Origin of the sequence: Janthinobacterium sp. (assembly GCF_009923995.1) — a bacterium.
Taxonomy (GTDB): Bacteria; Pseudomonadota; Gammaproteobacteria; order Burkholderiales; family Burkholderiaceae_D; genus Janthinobacterium.
The window spans coordinates 85,256-105,725 of sequence record NZ_RFSK01000010.1; the positions used below are offsets into that span (position 1 = coordinate 85,256).

A 20,470-nucleotide genomic window follows, 5' to 3' on the forward strand; every position below is an offset into this window, starting at 1 on the left:
TTTTTTTCGCCGGACAGCTGTGGTGCCAAAAGTGCCGCAACGATACGGTAAACGTTTTATACCTTTGTAATTGGGGATGCTAGTGAACAAGACTGAATTGATCGACCACATTGCTGAAAAAGCTGACATTTCCAAAGCCGCCGCTGCGCGCGCACTCGACGCTGTTATCGGCGGCGTGACGGAAACTTTGAAAAACAACGACAGCGTAACGCTGGTTGGTTTCGGTACTTTCTCGGTGAGCGAACGCGCTGAGCGTACCGGCCGCAATCCGCGTACCAAGGAAGCGATCACGATCGAAGCTGCAAAAGTTCCAAAATTTAAAGCTGGTAAAGCTTTGAAGGATGCGGTAAACTAACGGACTTCGGTGAGGTGACAATCACCGAAAACGTTTGGCGGCACTCCAGGGTGCCGCGATTTCAGGGTTGAAGTTCTGCGAATGACGATCCTGAAAACAAATGCAAGCAGTACTGTGTATTTTTCGGAGTGGTAGTTCAGTTGGTTAGAATGCCGGCCTGTCACGTCGGAGGTCGCGGGTTCGAGTCCCGTCCGCTCCGCCAAAAAAATACGCTCTCAAGGAGTGGTAGTTCAGTTGGTTAGAATACCGGCCTGTCACGTCGGGGGTCGCGGGTTCGAGTCCCGTCCGCTCCGCCAGAATATAGAAACCCGCGCTGCCGAATAAGCAGCGCGGGTTTTTCTTTTATGCGCCCGATTATCTTCGCGTCGCCCGCTTTTAAATCCCCGCAGGGCCGTCTTGAATAAGGAAGGCGTGTGCATTTAAATCCCCTTTAAGCTGGATCGGGTTTAATGGACGAGCCTGGCGTGCCGCCGGCTATGCCTGCGCCCGCGCCGCCGGGGCAGGGCGCGGCCCCTGATTTACTCTTGCTATAGCGCTATGGGCATTGTAGAATCAGGAGATAATGGCTTGGGCGTCAGAATCCTGCTTTAGTTCCAGCGCCAAGTTGTTGAATCTAAAGGGGAAGTGGACATCTGTCCCGTCCATTCCGCCGAAGAAATCAAGGCGAACGCATGTTCGCCTTTTTTTATAGTGATCCACTCATCCCGAATTGGCTGACCATGTTTGAATTTATTCGTACCCATCGACGCTTGATGCAGTTTCTCTTGATGCTGGTCATCGTCCCGTCTTTTGCACTGGTCGGTATCAGCGGCTACCAAAGCTTCGGCGACGGCGCGAACACCATCGCCAAGGTCGGCGACCAGGTGATCACGCAGCAGCAATATGAAGAAGCGCAACGCCAGCAGATCGACCGCTACCGCCAGATGATGGGCGAGCAGTTCGACCAGAAAATGTTCGATACGCCGGAAGCGCGCCAGAACATCCTCGACAACCTGATCGCCGAGCGCGCCGTGTCCGCCGAAGTGGGCCGCAGCCACCTGGTCATCAGCGATGCCGTGCTGCAAAAAGAAGTGCTGGCCATCCCTGGCCTGACCTTGCCGGATGGTAAATTCGACCTGGAACGCTACAAGGCCATGCTGGCCGCCCAGGGCATGACGCCGCAGATGTACGATGCGCGCCGCCGTAGCGACCTGGCCCTGCAGCAACTGGCGGGCGCCGTGCAAGGCACGGCCTTCGCCCCGAACACCGTCTCCAAGCGCCTGTCGGACATCACCTCGGAAGAGCGTGAAGTGCAGGAACTGCTGTTGCCGATCGCCCAGTACGTGTCGGAAGTCAAGGTCACGGACGCCATGGTCAAGGATTTCTATGAGAAGAACGCCAAGTTCTTCATGATCCCGGAGCAGGCCAAGGTCGAATACGTCGTGCTCGACGACAGCGCCGCCGGCGAGCAGGTCGACGTCACCGACGCCGACGTGACCGGCTACTACGCGAAGAACCAGAAAGCCTACACGACGGAAGAAGCGCGCCAGGCCAGCCATATCCTGGTGGCAGTCAAGAAAGACGCCTCCGCCGCCGACAAGGCCGCCGCCAAGGCCAAGGCCGAAGCCATCCTGGCCGAAGTGCGCAAGGCGCCAGCCAGCTTTGCCGCCGTGGCAAAAGCCAAGTCGGAAGATCCGGCCTCCGCGGAACAGGGTGGCGACCTGGGCGTGATCGGCAAGGATGGCCTGCCGACGCCGCTGCTCAATGCCGTCGCGAAACTCAAGCAGGGCGAAATCAGCGATGTCGTCGCTTCCGATTTCGGCTACCACATCCTGACCGTGACCTCGCTCAAGCCACAGCACGTACGCACGCTGGACGAAGTGCGCGGTGAAATCACGGCCGACCTGCGCAAGCAATTTGCTGCCAAGAAATACTCGGAAATGGCGGAAACCTTCACCAATACCGTGTACGAGCAATCGGACAGCCTGAAGCCCGTCGCCGACAAGCTGAAATTGAAAGTGGAAACCGTCGCCAATCTGTCGCGCACGCCGTCGCCGGCACTGGGCAACGCGCCGTTCAACAACGCCAAGTTCCTCGCCGCCATCTTCTCGAACGACTCGCTGAAGGACAAGCGCAACACGGAAGCCGTGACCGTCGCACCGAACGTGCTGATCGCTGGCCGCGTGGTGGAATTCAAGCCGGCATCGAAGCGTCCGTTGGCCGACGTCGAAGCCATGATCCGTCAGCGCGTGACCATGGAAGAAGCGGAAAAGCTGGCGAAGAAAGCGGGCGAAGCCAAGCTGGCCGCCTTGAAGGCCTCGGGTGACGCCACCGGTTTCGGCGCCGCGCAATGGGTGTCGCGTAGCAAGCTGGACGGCATCAACCGTGCCGCCATCGCGCAAGTCATGAAGGCCGACACGAGCAAGCTGCCAGCCTACGTGGGCGTCGACCTGCCAGCCCTGGGCTATGGCATCTACCGCATCGGCAAGGTGCAGCAGCCGGCCCAGGTGGACGAAGCGCGCCGCCAGCAAGAGAAAGACCAGATCAGCTCCATCCTGGCACAACAGGAAATGTACGATTACGTCGAGTACCTGAAATCCAAGGCCAAGGTGAAGATCGTCAAGCCGGTCACCGCGCCTGCCGTCGCGCCGGAAGCACCGTAATTAGTTTCCATGCATAAAAATAGCCGCTCTCGAGCGGCTATTTTTTTGTCTGCGAGTTATGAACCTTGTTTAACCCAAGGGCGCAAGACCGGGGTCGGACCCTCAGGGTCCGACCCCGGCAGTTCGGCCTTCGGGGTGAAAATCTGGAATATTCCATGGCCGCCAGCGTAAAGCTGGGGAAAACCCATCGGTTCTGACCCCTGATTTCTGCGTCGGGTTAGAACGGCTATTTTTTGTCTGTGGAGTATGCCAGCCATTGGCGAAAATTCCCCCGTCGGCTCTTGTGGAATATGCGTGCCATGAAATATTCCATAGCCACCAGCGTAAAGCCGGGGTCAGTCGCTTCGCGATCGGGATGTACCCCACTGGGGTACATCCCCCCGCCGGGTCTCGGCGACCCCGTCTGCCGCCTGATGTCTGCCTCGGGGTAGAGCCAACGTCAACACCTCGCTTATTTTGCCTTCAGCAACGGTGCCAGCTGGGGCCAGATGTTGTTCAAGATCGCCGGATGCGCCTGCGCATTCGGGTGCATGCGGTCGGCCTGGAACAGCTGTGGCTGGTCAGCAATGCCTTCGAACATGAAGGGCACGAGGGGCGCCTTCCATTCCCTGGCCAGCTTGCCGTAGATGGCATGGAACTTGTCGCCATAGTCGCGGCCATAGTTGGGCGGCATGCGCATGCCCACCAGCACCACTTGCGCGCCGGCTTTTTTTGAGGCGTCGCCCATGGCGCGCAGGTTCGCCTCGGTGGCGGCCAGCGACAGGCCGCGCAAGCCGTCGTTGGCGCCCAGCTCGATCAGCACGACGGCGGGATGGTGCTTCGCCAGCAAGGCGGGCAGGCGTGCCCGGCCGCCGCTCGTCGTCTCGCCGCTGATGCTGGCGTTGACGATGCGCGTGTCGTTCTTTTGCGCCTGGAGCCGCTGTTCCAGCAGCGCCACCCAGCCCGTGCCCCGCGCAAGCCCGTATTCGGCCGAGAGGCTGTCGCCGAGCACCAGCAGCGTTTTTGGTGCAGAATAGGCGTTCGTCATGCCTGACACCATGAGCAGGGCTGCCGCAGGAAGCAAGGCCAAGGCGCGCCGCCGCGACGGATTACTGCCCTTGACACTTATTTGTTCACGTAATTTCTTAAGATAGATCAGCATGCCCGAATTCCCTAAAGCGACTTCCACCAGTTTCCTCCCGTCCGACGCGGCGGCCCAGCGGCCCGCCGCAGCCAACAGCCAAAATGCCCGGCCAGCCATCGAAGTGGTCCAGCTGGCCAAGCGCGTACCCGATGCCGATGGCGAGCTGACCATCCTGCACCGCGTCGATTTTACCGTGCAAACGGCCGAGACGCTGGCCATCGTCGGCGCCTCCGGTTCCGGCAAGTCCACCTTGCTGGGCCTGCTGGCGGGACTGGACACGCCCAGCGAAGGCAAGGTCATGCTTGACGGCACGGATATCTTCGCCCTCGACGAAGATGGCCGCGCCGGTTTCCGCAAGGAAAAACTGGGCTTCGTCTTCCAGTCCTTCCAGCTGCTGGCCCACCTGACGGCGCTGGAAAACGTCATGCTGCCGCTGGAATTGCGCGGCGACCCGCAGGCGAAGGACAAGGCGCAAGCCATGCTGGGCCGCGTCAACCTGGGCAGCCGGCTGAAGCACTATCCGAAATACCTGTCCGGCGGCGAGCAGCAGCGCGTGGCGCTGGCCCGCGCCTTCGTCACGGAGCCGCCGCTGCTGTTTGCCGACGAGCCGACGGGCAGCCTGGACGCGGCCACCGGCGAAGCCGTGATCCAGCTGATGTTCGAGCTGAACCGCGAGCGTGCCTCGACCCTCGTGCTGGTCACGCACGACAGCTCGATCGCGGCCCGCTGCGGCCGCACCATCACGATTGCGGCGGGCCGCCTGATCTAGATACACCTGACATTACCTGCTGCGCGTCGCGCTTTGCGGACGGCGATGCTCACTGTGCCAGAGCACAGTTGCGCTTCCCGGCCACAAATCACTGACGCTCGCTACGGTACTGTCAGGCGTCGTGGCATTCCTTGTAATACGTCGTTATTACACCGACAAGGCATTGATCAACTTGCGGATCGCGGGGATCAGTTCGCCCGCCGTCAGGCCGATGGGGCCTTCGCCCGACGCCACCAGCGCGTCGGCCGCCGCGCCGTGCAGCCACACGGCGCCCAGCGCCGCTTCCCATTCCGGCCAGCCCTGGGCCAGCAGGCTGCCGCACAGGCCCGCCAGCACGTCGCCCGTGCCGGCCGTGGCCAGGGCGGGGCCGCCCGTGGCGTTGATCACCACGCTGCCATCCTGCGCGGCGATGACCGTGCCCGAGCCTTTCAGCACCACGATGACGCCCAGCTGCGCGGCCAGCTGGCGCGCCGCACCCAGGCGGTCGGCCTGCACCTGCGCCACCGTCATGTCCAGCAGGCGCGCCGCTTCCAGCGGATGCGGCGTCAGTATCGTCGCCCCGGCTCCCGTGCGCGTGGCCAGCGCCGACTGCAGTTCCGGTTCGGCCGCCATCAGGTTCAGCGCGTCCGCGTCCAGCAGCAGGGGGCTGTCGCTCTCGAATGCCCGCTGCAGCAGTTCCACCGTATCGACGCTGTCGCCCAGGCCCGGCCCCGCCACCAGCGCGGCAAAGTGCAGGCCCGAGAAATCCACGTCCTGGGCGCGGCGGCACATCAGTTCCGGCTGGCCGCTGTCGAACGGGGGCGGAGAGTCGGGAAAGGCGATGTACACGCGCCCGGCGCCCGCATGCAGGGCCGTGCGGGCTGACAGGATGGGCGCGCCCGCCATGCCGTGCGCGCCGCCGATGACGGCCACGCTGCCATAGCTGCCCTTGTGCGTATTCTGCCGGCGCGGCTGCAACTGGCGGGCGAACAGCTGCAGGCCGTTCAGCTGCGCCTTCGCCGCAGGCAGCAGCGACGGGTCGATGGCCAGGCTTGCCACTTCCACCTCGCCCGCATGATCGCGGCCGTTCGCCGTGTGCAGGCCCGGCTTGTCGCCGATGAAGGTGAGCGTGTGCGTGGCGCGGATGCCCACGCCGTCGACGGCGCCCGTGTCCGCGTGCAGGCCGCTGGGCACGTCGAGCGCCAGCACGGGGCAGTCCAGCTGGTTCACCAGCTGGACCACGTCGCGGCATTCGCCCGCCAGCGGGCGCGAGGCGCCGATGCCGAACAGGCCATCGATGACCAGGTCCCACGGCGCGGCGCCGACGGCCGCCGAGGCCATGCTGGTGTCGGCCTCGATGAAGCGCGCGGCGCTGCCGCCGGCGCGGACGAGCGCCAGTTCCCGCTCGGGCGAGGTGGCGCGCGCCTCGGGGGCCAGCCAGACGAGCACTTCGATGCCGCTGCCGGCCAGGTGCGCGGCCGCTTCCAGCGCGTCGCCGCCATTGTCGCCGGGGCCGGCCAGCACCAGCACGCGGCGGTGGCCCGCGCCGTCGCCGTCTTCCTGGCGGTGCAGCAGTTTCAGGGCGGCGCTGGCGGCGGCCTGGCCGGCGCGCTGCATCAGCAAGCCTTGCGGCAGGTCCTGCATGGCTGCCTGTTCGATGGCGCGCAGCTCGGCGACGCAGTACAAGGGGTGGGCGGAGTCGGTCAGGGGCATGTGCATGTTCCAGTTGTCGGTATGCCTTCAACATAAGGCCGATCCGTGCGGAAGGCAAGGCGCGCACGCCTGAAACGGTGCCCGATTTGGCGGCTACAATAGCCATCTCACTCAAGACGGGGGCAAGGCGATGGATTGGCAATTCTGGATCGACCGGGGCGGCACCTTTACGGACATCGTGGCGCGCCGCCCTGACGGCAGCCTGGCCACGCACAAGCTGCTGTCGGACAATCCGGGCCAGTACCGCGACGCGGCTCTGGCCGGCATGCGCCAGCTGATGGGCCTTGCGCCCGGCGCGCCGCTGCCCGTGGCGCGGCTGGGCGCCATCAAGATGGGCACGACGGTGGCGACGAATGCGCTGCTCGAACGCAAGGGCGAGCCCACCGTGCTGGCCATCACGCGGGGCTTCCGCGACGCGCTGCGCATCGCCTACCAGAACCGCCCGCAGCTGTTCGCACGCCAGATCATCCTGCCGGAACTGCTGTATGGCGACGTGATCGAGATCAATGAACGCATGGGTGCCCACGGCGAGGTGGTGCTGGCACTCGACGAGGCGGCCGCGCGCGCCGCGCTGGCGCAGGCCCATGCGCGCGGCCTGCGCGCCATCGCCATCGTGCTGATGCACGGCTACCGCCATCACGCGCACGAGGCACGGGTGGCGCAGCTGGCGCGCGAGGCCGGTTTTACGCAGGTATCCGTGTCGCATGAGGTCAGCCCCATGATGAAGCTGGTGGCGCGCGGCGACACCACCGTCGTCGACGCCTACCTGTCGCCCATCCTGCGCCGCTACGTGGACCAGCTGGCGGCCGAGCTGCCCGGCGTGCACCTGCAATTCATGCAGTCGAACGGCGGCCTGACGGACGCGCGCGCCTTCCAGGGCAAGGACAGCATCCTGTCCGGCCCCGCCGGCGGCATCGTCGGCATGGTGCGCGCCAGCGCGCTGGCCGGCTTCGATAAAGTCATCGGCTTCGACATGGGCGGCACCTCGACGGACGTGTCGCACTATGCGGGCGAGTTCGAGCGCGTTTTCGAGACGCAGATCGCCGGCGTGCGCATGCGCGCGCCCATGATGAGCATCCACACGGTGGCGGCGGGCGGCGGCTCCATCCTGCATTTCGACGGCGCCCGCTACAGGGTGGGGCCGGACAGCGCGGGCGCCAACCCCGGCCCGGCCAGCTACCGGCGCGGCGGCCCGCTGGCCGTCACCGACTGCAACGTCATGCTGGGCAAGCTGCAGCCGGCCTACTTCCCCCGCGTCTTCGGCCCGGATGCGGACGAAGCGCTCGACGCGGCCACCGTGCGCGCCCAGTTCGAGGCGCTGGCGCGCACGGTGGGGAGCACGGCGGAGCAGGTGGCCGAAGGCTATGTCGCCATCGCCGTGGGCAACATGGCCAACGCCATCAAGCAGATTTCCGTGCAGCGGGGCCACGACGTCACGGAGTACACCCTGACCAGCTTTGGCGGCGCGGGCGGCCAGCACGCCTGCCTGGTGGCCGACGCGCTGGGCATGCGCACGGTCTTCATCCACAGCCTGGCGGGCGTGATGTCGGCCTACGGCATGGGCCTGGCCGACCAGAGCGCCATGCGCGAGCGGGCCATCGAGGCGGCGCTGGGCGCGGACCTGGCCGCCGATTTGGCGCAGCTGGGCGAACTGGCGCGGGGCGACTTGCTGCGCCAGGGCGTGCAACGGGAGCGCATCGCCCTCGTGTCGCGCGTGCACCTGCGCTACGAAGGCACGGATACGGCCATCGTCGTGCTGTCCGATACGGCCGCCGGCATGCAGGCGCAGTTCGAAGCGGCGTATAAAAAACGCTTTTCCTTCCTGATGCCGGCGCGCGCCCTGATCGTCGAAGCCATTTCCGTGGAAGCCATCGGCGCGTCCGACGCGCCGCAGCCTGCCGCACCGGCTTACGCGGCGCGCGCGGGCGCGCTGGCGCCCGAGGCGACGGTGGCCATGTACTGCGCCGGCGCCTGGCGCGACAGCGCCCTGTATGGGGCGGACAGCCTGCGCCCCGGCGACGCCATCGACGGCCCGGCCATCGTCAGCGACGCCAACGCCACCACCGTCATCGAGCCGGGCTGGCGCGCCGACGTCACGGCGCATGGCCATTTGATACTGCGCCGGGTGGCCGCCTTGCCGGGGCGCTGCGACCAGGGTCTGCAGACAGTGACCGACGCCGACCCCGTGATGCTGGAGATTTTCAACAATCTGTTCATGTCGATCGCCGAGCAGATGGGCCTGCGCCTGCAGAACACGGCCCATTCCGTCAACATCAAGGAGCGGCTGGACTTCAGCTGCGCCATCTTCGATTCTCAAGGCAACCTGATCGCCAACGCGCCGCACATGCCCGTGCACCTGGGGTCCATGGGCGAGAGCATCCGCACCGTCATGACGCGCAATGCCGGCAGCATGCGGCCCGGCGACGTCTTCATGCTGAACGACCCCTACCACGGCGGCACGCACCTGCCCGACGTGACCGTCATTTCGCCCGTGTTCGACGAGGAGGGCGCCGCCATCCTGTTCTACGTGGGCTCGCGCGGCCACCATGCGGACATCGGCGGCACCACGCCCGGCTCCATGCCGCCCGATTCCACGCATATCGGGGAAGAGGGCGTCCTGATCGACAATTTCCGGCTGGTCGACGGCGCCACGGGCGTGATGCGCGAAGACGCCACCCTGGCCCTGCTGCAGGGCGCCAGCTGGCCGGCCCGCAATCCCCGGCAAAACCTGGCCGACCTGCGGGCCCAGGTGGCGGCCAACCAGAAGGGGGCCGAGGAGCTGCGCAAGATGGTCGCGCATTTCGGCTTGCCCGTCGTGCAAGCCTACATGGGCCACGTGCAGGACAATGCCGAGGAAGCCGTGCGCCGGGTCATCACCACCCTGAAGGATGGCAGCTATGCGCTGGAGCTGGACAACGGCGCGCGCATCGAGGTGGCGATACGGGTCGACGTGGCCGCACGCAGCGCCACCATCGACTTCACGGGCACCTCCGGCCAGCTGCCGAACAATTTCAACGCGCCGTCCGCCGTCTGCATGGCGGCCGTGCTGTACGTGTTCCGCACCCTCGTCGACGACGACATTCCCCTGAACGCGGGCTGCCTGAAGCCCTTGACGGTGATCATCCCGCCCGGCTCCATGCTCAACCCCCGCTATCCCGCGTCCGTCGTCTCGGGCAACGTGGAAACGTCGACCTGCATCACCAACGCCCTGTATGGCGCGCTGGGCGCCATGGCCGCTTCGCAGGGCACGATGAACAATTTCACCTTCGGCAGCGCCAGGTACCAGTACTACGAGACGATCTCGGGCGGCTCGGGCGCCGGCCCCGGTTTCCATGGCACGGACGTGGTGCAGACCAACATGACCAATTCGCGCCTGACGGACCCGGAAATCCTCGAGTGGCGCTTCCCCGTGCGCCTGGACAGCTACGGCATCCGCGCGGGTTCGGGCGGCGCGGGGCGCTGGCATGGCGGCAATGGCGGCGTGCGGCGGGTGCGCTTCCTGGAACCGATGACGGCGGCCATCCTGTCGAACAACCGCATCATTCCCCCGTTCGGCATGGACGGCGGCGCGCCCGGTGCGCTGGGGCGCAACTACGTGGAGCGGCGCGACGGCACGGTGGAGCACCTGGCGCATATCGGCAAGACCGACATGCAGGCGGGCGACGTGTTCGTCATTGAAACGCCGGGCGGGGGAGGATTTGGCAAGGCCTGACGCACGCGGTCAGGGCACGTCGGCGCCGCCGCCCAGGCGCAGCTCGATCAGCTCCAGCATGCCCTGCGCGGCGATGGACAGGCTGCGCTGCGTGGCCAGCAGGATGGGGCGTTCGGGCTGGCCCTGGGCCAGCGGCACGGCCACCAGGTTCAGCTTGCGGAACTGGAACAGGGTCAGCGCCGGCACCAGCGCCACGCCCAGGCCATGCTCGATCAGGCCCGCGACGGTGGCCAAGTGCTCCACTTCCAGGCCGCTGTCGCGCACGGCGATGCCCTGCACCAGCAGTTCCACGTGCTGGCGCACGCTGGTCGACTTGGCCAGGTGGATCAATTCGCAGCCGGCCAGGTCGGCCAGCTGCAGGCGGCGCCGGGCCGCCAGCGCATGGTCGCGCCGGCACACGAGGTAAAACGGGTCGCTGCACAAGGTGCGCGTGTCGAATTCGGCCAGCCGGGCGCTGGGCGCCGTGATGGCCAGGTCGACCTTGCCCTGCCTGAGCAGGTTCAGGCACTGGTCCGACAGCGCGTCGTGCAGCTGTACCTGGATGCCCGGGTAGCTGGCGCGGTATTCGGCGATCACGGCCGGCAAGCCATGCGCGGCCAGCGAGGGCAGGGCGGCGATGGCCACGCGCCCCTTGCGCCGCGCCACGTAGTCGCCCAGGTTGCCGAAGGCCGCCTCCATGTCCGCCAGCAGGCTGCGCGCCACCCCGACAAACATCTCGCCTTCCACCGTCAGCATCACGTTGCGCGTGTCGCGCTCGACCAGTTTGGCATGCAGGGCCGTTTCCAGTTTCTGGATCACGGCGCTGAAGGCCGATTGCGACAGGTGGCAGCGCTCGGCCGCGCGCGTGAAGTGGCGGCAGTCGGCCAGCGCGACGAAGGCCTGCAGTAGCTTGCTGGAAATATTGGGCAGCATTCTTTGATCGGAAAAGCAGGATAATCATCCTGAAAAATCGATTTTACAATATAAAGCGCCGGCAGCAGAATGCTTTAAACCCCGCACAGACGAGGGACACACAACCTACGGAGACAACAACCATGCTGGCCCTGCTCGGACTTTGCACGATCGCCATTCTATTGGCGGCCATCCTCACCAAGAAAATGTCGCCTCTCGTGGCGCTCATCACCATTCCCATCGTCGCGGCCCTCGTCGGCGGCTTCGGCATGGAAACGTCGAAATTCATCGTAGCCGGCATCACCAACATCGCGCCGGTGGCGGGCATGTTCGTGTTCGCCATCCTGTTCTTCGGCATCGTCACGGACGCCGGCATGCTCGATCCCGTCATTAGCGGCATCCTGCGCGTGGTGGGCAGCCGGCCGACCCGCATCGTGCCGGGGACGGCCCTGCTGGCCCTGCTGATCCACCTCGACGGCTCGGGCGCCGTCACCTTCCTCGTGACGATCCCCGCCATGCTGCCGCTGTACACGCGCCTGGGCATCGACCGCCGCATCCTCGCCTGCGTGGCGTCGCTGGCGGCCGGCGTGAACTTCCTGCCGTGGACGGGGCCGATGATACGCGCCTCGGCGGCGCTGCACATTCCCGTCAGCGAGATCTTCATGCCGCTGATTCCCGTGCAGCTGATCGGCCTGGCCTTCGTCTTCGGCGTGGCCTATTACCTGGGCCGCAAGGAGGAAATCCGCCTGGGCCTGACGGCCGGCGCGCCGGCCGGCTTCGTGCAGGTGCATGCATTGACGGAGGCGGAACAGGCCATCCGCCGGCCGAAGAATTTCTGGATCAATATCGTGCTGACGGTGGTCGTGCTGGGCGTGATGATCAGCGGGAAGGTCGACCCCGTCGTGATGTTCATGATCGGCGTCGTGCTGGCCCTGATGATCAACTACCCGAACGCGGACATGCAGCGCGCCCGCATCGATGCGCATGCCAAGGCGGCGCTGCTGATGGCCAGCATCCTGTTCGCCGCCGGCGTCTTCACCGGCATCATGAACAAGTCCGGCATGCTGTCGGCCATGGCCAAGACGGCCGTCGGCTTCGTGCCGCCCGAGATGGCCTCGCACATCCCGGCCGTGCTGGGCGTGCTGTCCATGCCCCTGTCGATGCTGTTCGACCCCGATTCCTTCTACTTCGGCGTGCTGCCGGTGGTGGCGGAAGTGAGCAAGATGCTGGGCGTGGAACCGGTCCAGGTGGCGCAGGCGGCCCTGCTGGGGCAGATGACGACGGGCTTTCCCGTCAGCCCGCTGACGCCGGCCACCTTCCTCGTCGCGGGCCTGGCCGGCATCGACCTGGCCGACCATCAGAAATACACCTTCAAATACCTGTTTGCCGCGTCGATCGTGATGACCATCAGCTGCATCGTGCTGGGCATCTTCCCGCTGTAGACGGCATCATTTCAAGAGGAGCACAGCATGAAAACCATCCGTATCGGCGCCGGCGCCGGTTATTCGGGCGACCGCATCGAACCGGCCGTGGAACTGGCCGAGCGCGGCGAACTCGATTTCCTGATCTTCGAATGCCTGGCCGAGCGCACCATCGCGCTGGCGCAGCAGGCGAAGTCGAAAGACCCGCGCCAGGGCTACGACCCGCTGCTGGCCGAGCGCATGCGCGCCGTGCTGCGCCCCTGCAGCGAGAACGGCGTGCGCATCCTGACCAACATGGGCGCGGCCAATCCGCTGGCCGCGGCGACCTCCATCCGCGCCATCGCGAATGAGCTGGGTTTGCCGCATATCAAGGTGGCGGCCATCACGGGCGACGACGTGCTGGCGCTGGTGAACAATGGCGACTACCTCGACGACACGGGCGCGCCCGTGGCGCAGCTGGGCGACAGGCTGCTGTCGGCGAATGCCTATCTGGGCGCGCAGCCGCTGGTGGACGCGCTGGCGCAGGGTTTCGATGTCATCGTCACGGGCAGGGTCGCCGATCCGGCGCTGGTGCTGGCGCCGCTGATCCACGCGTTTGGCTGGGCCATGGACGACTGGCACCGCCTGGGGCAGGGCACCCTGGTGGGCCATCTGCTCGAATGCGCGGGGCAGATCAGCGGCGGCTACTTTGCCGATCCCGGCTACAAGGACGTGGCCAGGCTGGCGCGACTCGGTTTTCCCATCGGCGAAGTGAGCGAGGATGGCAGCGTCGTCATCACCAAGGTGGCAGGCTCGGGCGGCTGCGTCACGGTGGCCACCTGCACCGAGCAGCTGCTGTACGAGATCCACGACCCGGCCGCCTATCTGACGCCGGACGTGGTGGCGGATTTTTCCCGCGTGCGCATGCAGCAGCTAGGGCCGGACCGGGTGGCCATCACGGGCGCCACGGGCCATGCGAAGAGCGGCCAGCTGAAGGTGACCCTGGGCTACCTGGACAGCTATATCGGCGAAGGGCAGATCTCGTATGCGGGGCCGGGCGCGCTGGCGCGGGCGCAACTGGCGCAAGCCATCGTGGCCGAGCGCCTGGCACTGTGCGGCGTGCAGACGGAGGAGCTGCGCTTTGACTTGATCGGCGTCAATGCCATCCATGGCGGGGCGCTGTCCGCCGCCCACGGCGAACCGTATGAAGTGCGCCTGCGCGTGGCCGGACGGGCGGCCAGCCTGAAGGAGGCGGCGCGCATCGGCAATGAGGTCGAGACCCTGTACACCTGCGGCCCGTCGGGCGGCGGCGGCGCCAGCAAGTCGGCGCGCGAAGTGGTGGCCGTGCGCGCCACCCTGGTCGACGCGGCGCGCGTGCGTGCCGCCATCCACTGCGAGGAGAACTGACATGAACGCCATCAAGACCATCGCGCTGCGCGAACTGGCGCACGCGCGCGCCGGCGACAAGGGCGATATCTCTAACCTGTCGCTGATCGCGTACGAGCAGAAGGATTACGAACTGCTGCGCCGGGAAGTGACGCCCGAGCGCGTGCGCCAGCATTTTGCGGGCGTCGTGCGGGGCGGCGTCACGCGCTACGAGCTGCCGCAGCTGGGCGCATTCAATTTTGTCATGCAGCAGGCGCTGGGCGGCGGCGTGACGCGCTCGCTGGCGCTGGACGCGCATGGGAAATGCCTGGGCGCGGCCCTGCTGGCCATGCGGATCCCCGTCCCGTGAGGCGGCGCCGGCCGTCAGGCCACTGATGGCGTGCCGTAGGCCGTGGCGCCGCTGAGCTGCGCCCGCACCTGGCCCACGTCGCGCATGGGCGCGCGGCCGAACTGGCGGCTGTATTCGCGGCTGAACTGCGACTCGCTGGCGTAGCCGACGCGGTAGCCGGCCGTGCCGGCATCGATCTGCTCGACCAGCATCAGCCGCCGCGCTTCCTGCAGGCGCAGCAGTTTCTGGTACTGCATCGGCGTCATGGCGGTAATCGCCTTGAAGTGGTGGTGCAGCGAGGACATGCTCATGTTCGCCATGCCGGCCAGGTGCTCGATGCGCAGGGGCTGGGCGTAATGGTGCTTGATCCAGTCGATGGCCTGGCCCACCTGGTGCGACTGGCTGCTGGCCAGGGCCATGTGGCGCAGGCGCGCGCCCACGGGGCCGTTCAGCAGGCGGTAGGTCAGTTCGCGGCGGATCAGGGGCGCCAGCGCGGCGATGTCGTCCGGCTTGTCGAGCAGGCGCACGAGGCGCAGCATGGCGTCGAGCAGCTCGGGCGAGACGTCGCTGACGGAAATGCCGCGCGTGGCGGGAAGGATTTTCTGCGCCGCCGCGCCATCGCCGGCACGTTCGCTGTCGAGCAGGGCGGCCACGTCGGCGATGTCGATGCCCAGCACCACGCACAGGTGCGGCGCCGCTTCGCTCGCCTCCACCACGCGCACCTGCACGGGCAGGTCGACGGACGTGAGCAGGTACTGCATGCGACTGTAATGAAAGGTTTCCGTGCCCAGGGTGACCTGCTTGCCCCCTTGCGCGATCAGCGCCACGCTGGGGCGCGCCGCGTGGAACAGCGATTCCGTGACGGAGGACTGGCGGTGGAAGGTGAGGTTGCCGATGGCCGTCGCGTAGTCGCCATTGCGGGGCGCGTGGCGGCTGATCAGGGCGGCGATTTCGTCTTGCGGGGGGAGCTGTGTGGACATGGGGGCCAGTATGCATCAGGCGGGGAAGGGCAGGGGATGATCTTACGCAGATTTGGAGGATCGTGCAAAGGTCTTGCAGGATCGCGGTAACGCGCGCGGCGCATTTGCCGCAGACTAGCGCCATCGCATGCAAGACACGCGTCTCCCCCCGTCACACATACAGATACAGGAGTTTTCATGACTACCATCGCCAAAGGCTACGCCGCACTGGGCCCGACCTCCGCACTGCAACCGTTCACGTTCGAGCGCCGCGCCCCGCGCGCCGACGACGTGGCCATCTCGATCAAATACTGCGGCGTGTGCCATTCCGACATCCACCAGGCGCGCGACGAATGGGGCGGCTCCGCCTTCCCCATGGTGCCCGGCCATGAAATCGCCGGCGTCGTCACGGCCGTCGGCGCCGACGTCACCAAGTTCAAGGTGGGCGACCACGTGGGCGTGGGCTGCTTCGTCGATTCCTGCACCACCTGCAAGACGCGCAACGTCGACCTGGAACAGTACATGCCAGGCCTGATCCAGACCTACAACGGCCTGGAAGTCGATGGCAAGACGGCCACGCAGGGCGGCTACTCGGACAGCATCGTCGTCAAGGAAGGCTATGTGCTGTCGATTCCCGACAACCTGCCGCTGGACGCCGCCGCGCCGCTGCTGTGCGCCGGCATCACCCTGTACTCGCCGCTGAACCACTGGAAGGCCGGCCCTGGCAAGCAGGTCGCCATCCTGGGCATGGGCGGCCTGGGCCACATGGGCGTGAAGATCGCCCACGCCATGGGCGCCGAAGTGACGGTGCTGAGCCAGACCCTGTCGAAGCGCGAAGACGGCCTGCGCCTGGGCGCCGACCATTACTACGCCACCAATGACGCGGAAACGTTCAGCAAGCTGGCCGGCACCTTCGACCTGATCATCTGCACCGTGGGCGCGGCCATCGACTGGAACCACTACATCAACCTGCTGAAAGTGGATGGCAACATGGTCATCGTCGGCATCCCGGACGGCGCCGTGCCGCCCGTGAGCGCCTTCGGCCTGGTGGGCGCGCGCCGCAGCCTGTCCGGCTCCATGATCGGCTCGATCAAGGAAACCCAGGAAATGCTCGATTTCTGCGGCAAGCACAATATCGTCTCCGACATCGAGATCATCCGCATCCAGGACATCAACGAGGCGTTCGAGCGCGTGGTGAAAAGCGATGTCAGATATCGTTTTGTGATTGACATGGCGTCGCTGGCTGAGTAATTTGACAAGGGGGCGGACCCGTCGGGTCCGACTCCAGCTTTTCCGGTGCTGAGCCCTGAGCATCATTGGATACTCCGAGCGACGCACAAGGCTGGGTCAGACCCATCGGGTCTGACCCCTTAATCCGACATCCCCACCAAATCATCCCATCCCCGCCCAAAATCAAGCTCCGACATCAATTTTTCTTTCCTTGCGTCAAAAATCGGCATAAAATGAAACCGTACAGTACAGTTTCACTACGTGGTTTTATAAAAATCAGCCATCCCCGACGTGTTTGCCTGGGCAGGGGAGGCGTCTTGGATAAAAAATGGACACTTCAACAAAGAATGGAGCGGCGGCGATCCCGCCCGTCTCCAGGGGCAAGCGCATTGCCCTGGCGGTTTTCGGCATCTTCCTGGGACTTTCCGGCCTGGCCCTGGCGGCTGGCGGCATCGAACTCCTCACCCTCGGCGGTTCCTGGTATTACCTGCTGGCCGGTCTCGGCCTGCTCCTCGCCGGCGTGCTGTACCTGCGCCGCAAGCGGCTGGCCAGCGCCGTCGTCGCCGTGCTGGTCGTCGGCACCCTGATCTGGGCCGTGTGGGAAATCGGCTTCGCCTTCTGGCCCATGGTGCCGCGCCTGGCGCCATGGCTCGTCATCGGCCTCGTGGCCGCCCTCGTGCATCCGTGGCTGCCGGGGGGCGCGCGCCATGCGCGTCCGGGGCAGTCGCGCGGTTTCGCCGCCCTGTTCGCCGTCGTGCTGGCGGCCGGTTTCGCGTCCATGTTCAAGCCGCACGGCGTGCTGGAAGCCACCGTGCAGCCGCAGCAGGATGCCGTGACGGCCGTCAATGACGGCAGCGCCAACTGGGCGCATTATGGCTATGGGCCGCACGGCACGCGCTTCGCCCCTTACACGCAGATCGACAAGCGGAACGTCGGCCAGCTGCAGGTGGCGTGGAGCTATCGCACGGGCGAGCTGGCCGAAGGCGCGTCGGAATCGCAGAACACGCCGCTGCAGATCGGCGACACGGTCTACACGTGCACGCCGACGAGCAAGGTCGTCGCGCTCGACGCGGACACGGGCAAGGAGCGCTGGAGCTACTATTCGCGTCCCGCCAACACCAAGACGTGGAACCGCTGCCGCGGCGTCGGCTACTACGAGCCGGCCTCGGTGACACAGCCGTTCCAGTTTGAAGGCATGCAGGCGGCCGGCGCGCCGCAGGAGGGCGCGTGCGCCAAACGCATCGTGCAAGTGACCATGGATGCGCGCCTGATCGAGATCGATGCGCAGACGGGCAAGCTGTGCGAGGGGTTCGGCGACAAAGGTTCCGTCGATCTGATGACGGGCCTGGGCAAGGTGCGCGCCAACGTGCCGTACTACGCCTACACGTCGGCGCCGACCATCGCGCGCAACCTGATCATCCTCGGCGGCTGGGTCTTTGATGGCCGCTCCGTCGACGAGCCGTCCGGCGTCGTGCGCGCCTACAGCGCCGACACGGGAGAGCTGGTGTGGGCCTGGGACCTGGGCAATCCGGCCATCACCAAGCTGCCGCCGGAAGGGCAGACGTACACGCGCAGCACGCCGAACATGTGGTCCACGCCCGCCGTCGACCATGCCCTGGGCCTGGTCTACCTGCCGCTGGGGAACGAGCAGCCCGACTTCTGGGGCGGCAAGCGTCCGCCGCTGACGGAGAAATACTCGTCGGCCATCGTCGCCCTCGACATGGCCACGGGCCGCGAGCGCTGGACCTTCCAGACCGTCCACCACGACATCTGGGACTACGACGTGGCCGCCCAGCCGGCCCTGTACGACGTCCCGGACGGCAAGGGCGGCACGATTCCCGCGCTGGTGCAGCTGACCAAGCGTGGCCAGATCTTCATGCTGGACCGCCGCACGGGCAAGCCGATCGCCGACGTGGTGGAAAAATCCGTGCCGCAGGAGCATGCGGCCGGCGACTGGGTGGCAAAAACGCAGCCATACTCCACCGGCATGCCGGCCCTGGGCGCGGATACGCTGACGGAGCGCGAGATGTGGGGCGCCACCTTCTTCGACCAGCTGGCTTGCCGCATCAGCTTCCGCAAGCTCAATTACCAGGGCGAGTTCACGGCACCCAGTACCAAAGAGACCCTGATCTATCCGGGCTACTACGGCGGCTTCAACTGGGGCGGGGCGGCCGTCGATGAAAGCAATGGCTATATGTTCGTCAACGATATCCGCATGCCGCAAGTGGTCAAGCTGGTGCCGCGCGAAACGGTGGACGTGGCCAAGCTGACGTCGGGCCACGGCGTGGGCAGCACCTATCCCATGGATGGCACGCCCTTCGTCATCGACCACAAGGCCTTCAATTCGCCGCTGGGCATTCCCTGCCAAAGCCCGCCGTGGGGCGTGTTTGCCGCCATCGACCTCAAGACGCAGAAGAAAGTGTGGGAGCGTCCGGCCGGCACGGTGCAGGACGCCGTCATCAACGGCATGCGCGCGCGCCTGCCCATCCCGCTGGGCATGCCGACCCTGGGCGGCGGCGTGAGCACGGCATCGGGCCTGGTGTTTTATGCGGGCACGCAGGATTACTACCTGCGCGCCATGGATATCGCCACAGGGCATGAAGTGTGGAAGGCGCGCCTGCCCGTCGGCTCGCAAGGCACGCCGATGACGTATGTGTCGCCCAGGTCGGGCCGCCAGTACGTGGTGGTGGTCGCGGGTGGCGCCCGCCAGAGCCCGGACCGGGGGGATTACGTGATAGCATACGCGCTTCCCAAGACACAGTAAGAGTTTGCTTCATGCCCCAGTTGCGCACCGTTCCCGCTTCCCCGACTAACCGAAGCGAGGAGCGGCGGCGCAAGCTGCTGGTGGCGGCGGCAGACCTCTTCCTCGCCTCCGGCTACGACGGCGTCAGCATGGACGCCATCGTGGCGGCGGCGGGCGGCTCGAAAGCCACGGCCTACCGCTATTTCGGCAGCAAGCAGGAGCTGCTGGTGGCCGTGGTCGAATACCTGTGCGCCGATTTCATCATCGCGCTGCGCCAGCTTGATACGTCGCAAGTCGGCCTGGAACAGGGCTTGCAATTGATCCTCGATGAACTGGTGGCCGTCGTCACCAGCCCCCGCCACGTGGACTTTTACCGCCTCGTCGTCACGGGCGCGGCCGCCGTGCCGGCCGTGGGCCAGACCTGGTACGAGCACGGTCCGCAAGTGTGGCACGCCTTGATCCTGCGCCTGCTGGAGCAGCAGCGCGCCCAGGGCCGCATCGCGCCCGATACCGCCTTGTCCAACCTGCCGCAGATCCTCTTCGACGCCGTCTTCTCGCACCTGACCACGCGCACCGTCATGCTGGGGCAGGGTGGCAGCGCCGCCGCGTTCCGGCCCCTGATCGCGGAATTGATCGAGCTGGTGGTGGCGAGGGTGGCGCGGAACTAGACGACGCAGGCACCAGTGGCGTCGGATGGCGCTACGCTGATCCCGCCTGCGCCACGCGCCTCTGAAAGCGTAAAAAGCAGGTCGGATCAGGCCCGCAGGGCCATAATCCGACAGCATTGCTGGTCGGGGGCATGCCTGCCAGAGACGCAGGGGAATGCGCCCGGCGTCAGGCTTCCGGCGCCGTCCACACCAGGTTCCACAGGTGGCCATCGATATCCTCGAAGCCCTGGTCGTACATGAAGCCGTGATCCTCGGGCGGATGCGGCGTGCGGCCGCCGGCGGCGACTGCCCTGGCGATCAGGCTGTCCACCTCTTCCCGGCTTTCGCAGCTGAGGCAAATGACGACTTCATTGGCTTGCCTGGCATTTGCGACCGGCTTGTCGATCAGGGACTGGAAGAACGGTTCCGTCGTCAGCATGGCCTGGATGGTGTCGCCGACGATGTTCATGAAGGCTGCGTTCTCGCCGCTGAAGCGGGGATCGAAGGTAAAGCCGAGGGCGGAAAAGAAGGCCCTGGATTTGCCCAGATCCTGCACGGGCAGGTTGAGGATGATCTGTTTCTTCATGGCGTCT

15 protein-coding genes and 2 tRNA genes are annotated in these 20,470 nt (G+C 66.0%); 12 read left to right on the forward strand and 5 right to left on the reverse strand.

Annotation, left to right across the window (positions count from 1 at the left end; all coding sequences use genetic code 11):
- The first annotated feature begins 82 nt into the window (after window positions 1-82).
- The 4 genes from EBS11_RS07660 to EBS11_RS07675 all read left to right on the forward strand — a co-directional run bounded on the left by EBS11_RS07660 (window position 83) and on the right by EBS11_RS07675 (window position 2,997).
- Window positions 83-355, forward strand: a complete 273-nt coding sequence (locus EBS11_RS07660; RefSeq protein ID WP_010398442.1) for an HU family DNA-binding protein — start codon at window positions 83-85, stop codon at window positions 353-355.
- 125 nt (window positions 356-480) lie between these two features.
- A tRNA-Asp gene (locus EBS11_RS07665) sits at window positions 481-557 on the forward strand.
- A gap of 17 nt (window positions 558-574) precedes the next feature.
- A tRNA-Asp gene (locus EBS11_RS07670) sits at window positions 575-651 on the forward strand.
- A gap of 423 nt (window positions 652-1,074) precedes the next feature.
- Window positions 1,075-2,997: a SurA N-terminal domain-containing protein gene (locus tag EBS11_RS07675; protein WP_290601781.1), complete on the forward strand. Its 1,923-nt coding sequence runs from the start codon at window positions 1,075-1,077 to the stop codon at window positions 2,995-2,997.
- A gap of 451 nt (window positions 2,998-3,448) precedes the next feature.
- On the opposite strand, the gene EBS11_RS07680 is transcribed toward EBS11_RS07675, so the two are convergent.
- Window positions 3,449-4,024, reverse strand: coding sequence for an arylesterase (locus tag EBS11_RS07680; protein ID WP_365955014.1), 576 nt, complete (start codon window positions 4,022-4,024; stop codon window positions 3,449-3,451).
- Window positions 4,025-4,241: 217 nt separating this feature from the next.
- Here EBS11_RS07680 and EBS11_RS07685 point away from each other — a divergent pair, with 217 nt between their 5' ends.
- The gene (locus EBS11_RS07685) at window positions 4,242-4,889 is read left to right on the forward strand and encodes an ABC transporter ATP-binding protein (protein WP_290601839.1); all 648 of its coding nucleotides are present in this window, start codon (window positions 4,242-4,244) and stop codon (window positions 4,887-4,889) included.
- 147 nt (window positions 4,890-5,036) lie between these two features.
- On the opposite strand, the gene EBS11_RS07690 is transcribed toward EBS11_RS07685, so the two are convergent.
- The gene (locus tag EBS11_RS07690) at window positions 5,037-6,581 is read right to left on the reverse strand and encodes an NAD(P)H-hydrate dehydratase (RefSeq protein WP_290601783.1); all 1,545 of its coding nucleotides are present in this window, start codon (window positions 6,579-6,581) and stop codon (window positions 5,037-5,039) included.
- 130 nt (window positions 6,582-6,711) lie between these two features.
- On the opposite strand from EBS11_RS07690, the gene EBS11_RS07695 reads away from it, so the two are divergent.
- A complete protein-coding gene (locus EBS11_RS07695) occupies window positions 6,712-10,293 on the forward strand; it encodes a hydantoinase B/oxoprolinase family protein (RefSeq protein WP_290601784.1) in 3,582 nt (1,193 codons plus the stop codon).
- Window positions 10,294-10,302: 9 nt separating this feature from the next.
- On the opposite strand, the gene EBS11_RS07700 is transcribed toward EBS11_RS07695, so the two are convergent.
- Complete coding sequence (locus EBS11_RS07700) at window positions 10,303-11,205, reverse strand: LysR family transcriptional regulator (protein WP_290601786.1); 903 nt, start codon at window positions 11,203-11,205, stop codon at window positions 10,303-10,305.
- A 122-nt stretch (window positions 11,206-11,327) separates the two neighbouring features.
- Here EBS11_RS07700 and EBS11_RS07705 point away from each other — a divergent pair, with 122 nt between their 5' ends.
- Genes EBS11_RS07705 through EBS11_RS07715 form a run of 3 tightly spaced genes read left to right on the forward strand, consistent with a single transcriptional unit; the run spans window position 11,328 to window position 14,319 of the window.
- The gene (locus tag EBS11_RS07705; RefSeq protein WP_290601787.1) at window positions 11,328-12,626 is read left to right on the forward strand and encodes a citrate:proton symporter; all 1,299 of its coding nucleotides are present in this window, start codon (window positions 11,328-11,330) and stop codon (window positions 12,624-12,626) included.
- A 27-nt stretch (window positions 12,627-12,653) separates the two neighbouring features.
- Entirely contained in the window at window positions 12,654-13,991 is a 1,338-nt protein-coding gene (locus EBS11_RS07710) for an acyclic terpene utilization AtuA family protein (RefSeq protein WP_290601789.1), read from the forward strand.
- Window positions 13,992-14,010: 19 nt separating this feature from the next.
- Window positions 14,011-14,319 carry a hypothetical protein gene (locus tag EBS11_RS07715; protein WP_290601841.1) on the forward strand — a complete coding sequence of 103 codons (309 nt, stop codon included), beginning with the start codon at window positions 14,011-14,013 and terminating at the stop codon, window positions 14,317-14,319.
- 14 nt (window positions 14,320-14,333) lie between these two features.
- Here the strand turns inward: EBS11_RS07715 and EBS11_RS07720 are convergent, their stop codons facing one another.
- The gene (locus tag EBS11_RS07720; protein WP_290601791.1) at window positions 14,334-15,278 is read right to left on the reverse strand and encodes an AraC family transcriptional regulator; all 945 of its coding nucleotides are present in this window, start codon (window positions 15,276-15,278) and stop codon (window positions 14,334-14,336) included.
- Between the two features lie 177 nt (window positions 15,279-15,455).
- Here EBS11_RS07720 and EBS11_RS07725 point away from each other — a divergent pair, with 177 nt between their 5' ends.
- The 3 genes from EBS11_RS07725 (at window position 15,456) to EBS11_RS07735 (ending at window position 19,898) form a co-directional block, all read left to right on the forward strand.
- Window positions 15,456-16,508 carry an NAD(P)-dependent alcohol dehydrogenase gene (locus tag EBS11_RS07725; protein WP_290601793.1) on the forward strand — a complete coding sequence of 351 codons (1,053 nt, stop codon included), beginning with the start codon at window positions 15,456-15,458 and terminating at the stop codon, window positions 16,506-16,508.
- A 307-nt stretch (window positions 16,509-16,815) separates the two neighbouring features.
- Complete coding sequence (locus EBS11_RS07730) at window positions 16,816-19,251, forward strand: membrane-bound PQQ-dependent dehydrogenase, glucose/quinate/shikimate family (protein ID WP_290601794.1); 2,436 nt, start codon at window positions 16,816-16,818, stop codon at window positions 19,249-19,251.
- Between the two features lie 11 nt (window positions 19,252-19,262).
- Entirely contained in the window at window positions 19,263-19,898 is a 636-nt protein-coding gene (locus tag EBS11_RS07735; RefSeq protein WP_290601796.1) for a TetR/AcrR family transcriptional regulator, read from the forward strand.
- Window positions 19,899-20,064: 166 nt separating this feature from the next.
- Here the strand turns inward: EBS11_RS07735 and EBS11_RS07740 are convergent, their stop codons facing one another.
- Complete coding sequence (locus EBS11_RS07740) at window positions 20,065-20,463, reverse strand: VOC family protein (protein WP_290601797.1); 399 nt, start codon at window positions 20,461-20,463, stop codon at window positions 20,065-20,067.
- Between the last annotated feature and the right edge of the window lie 7 nt (window positions 20,464-20,470).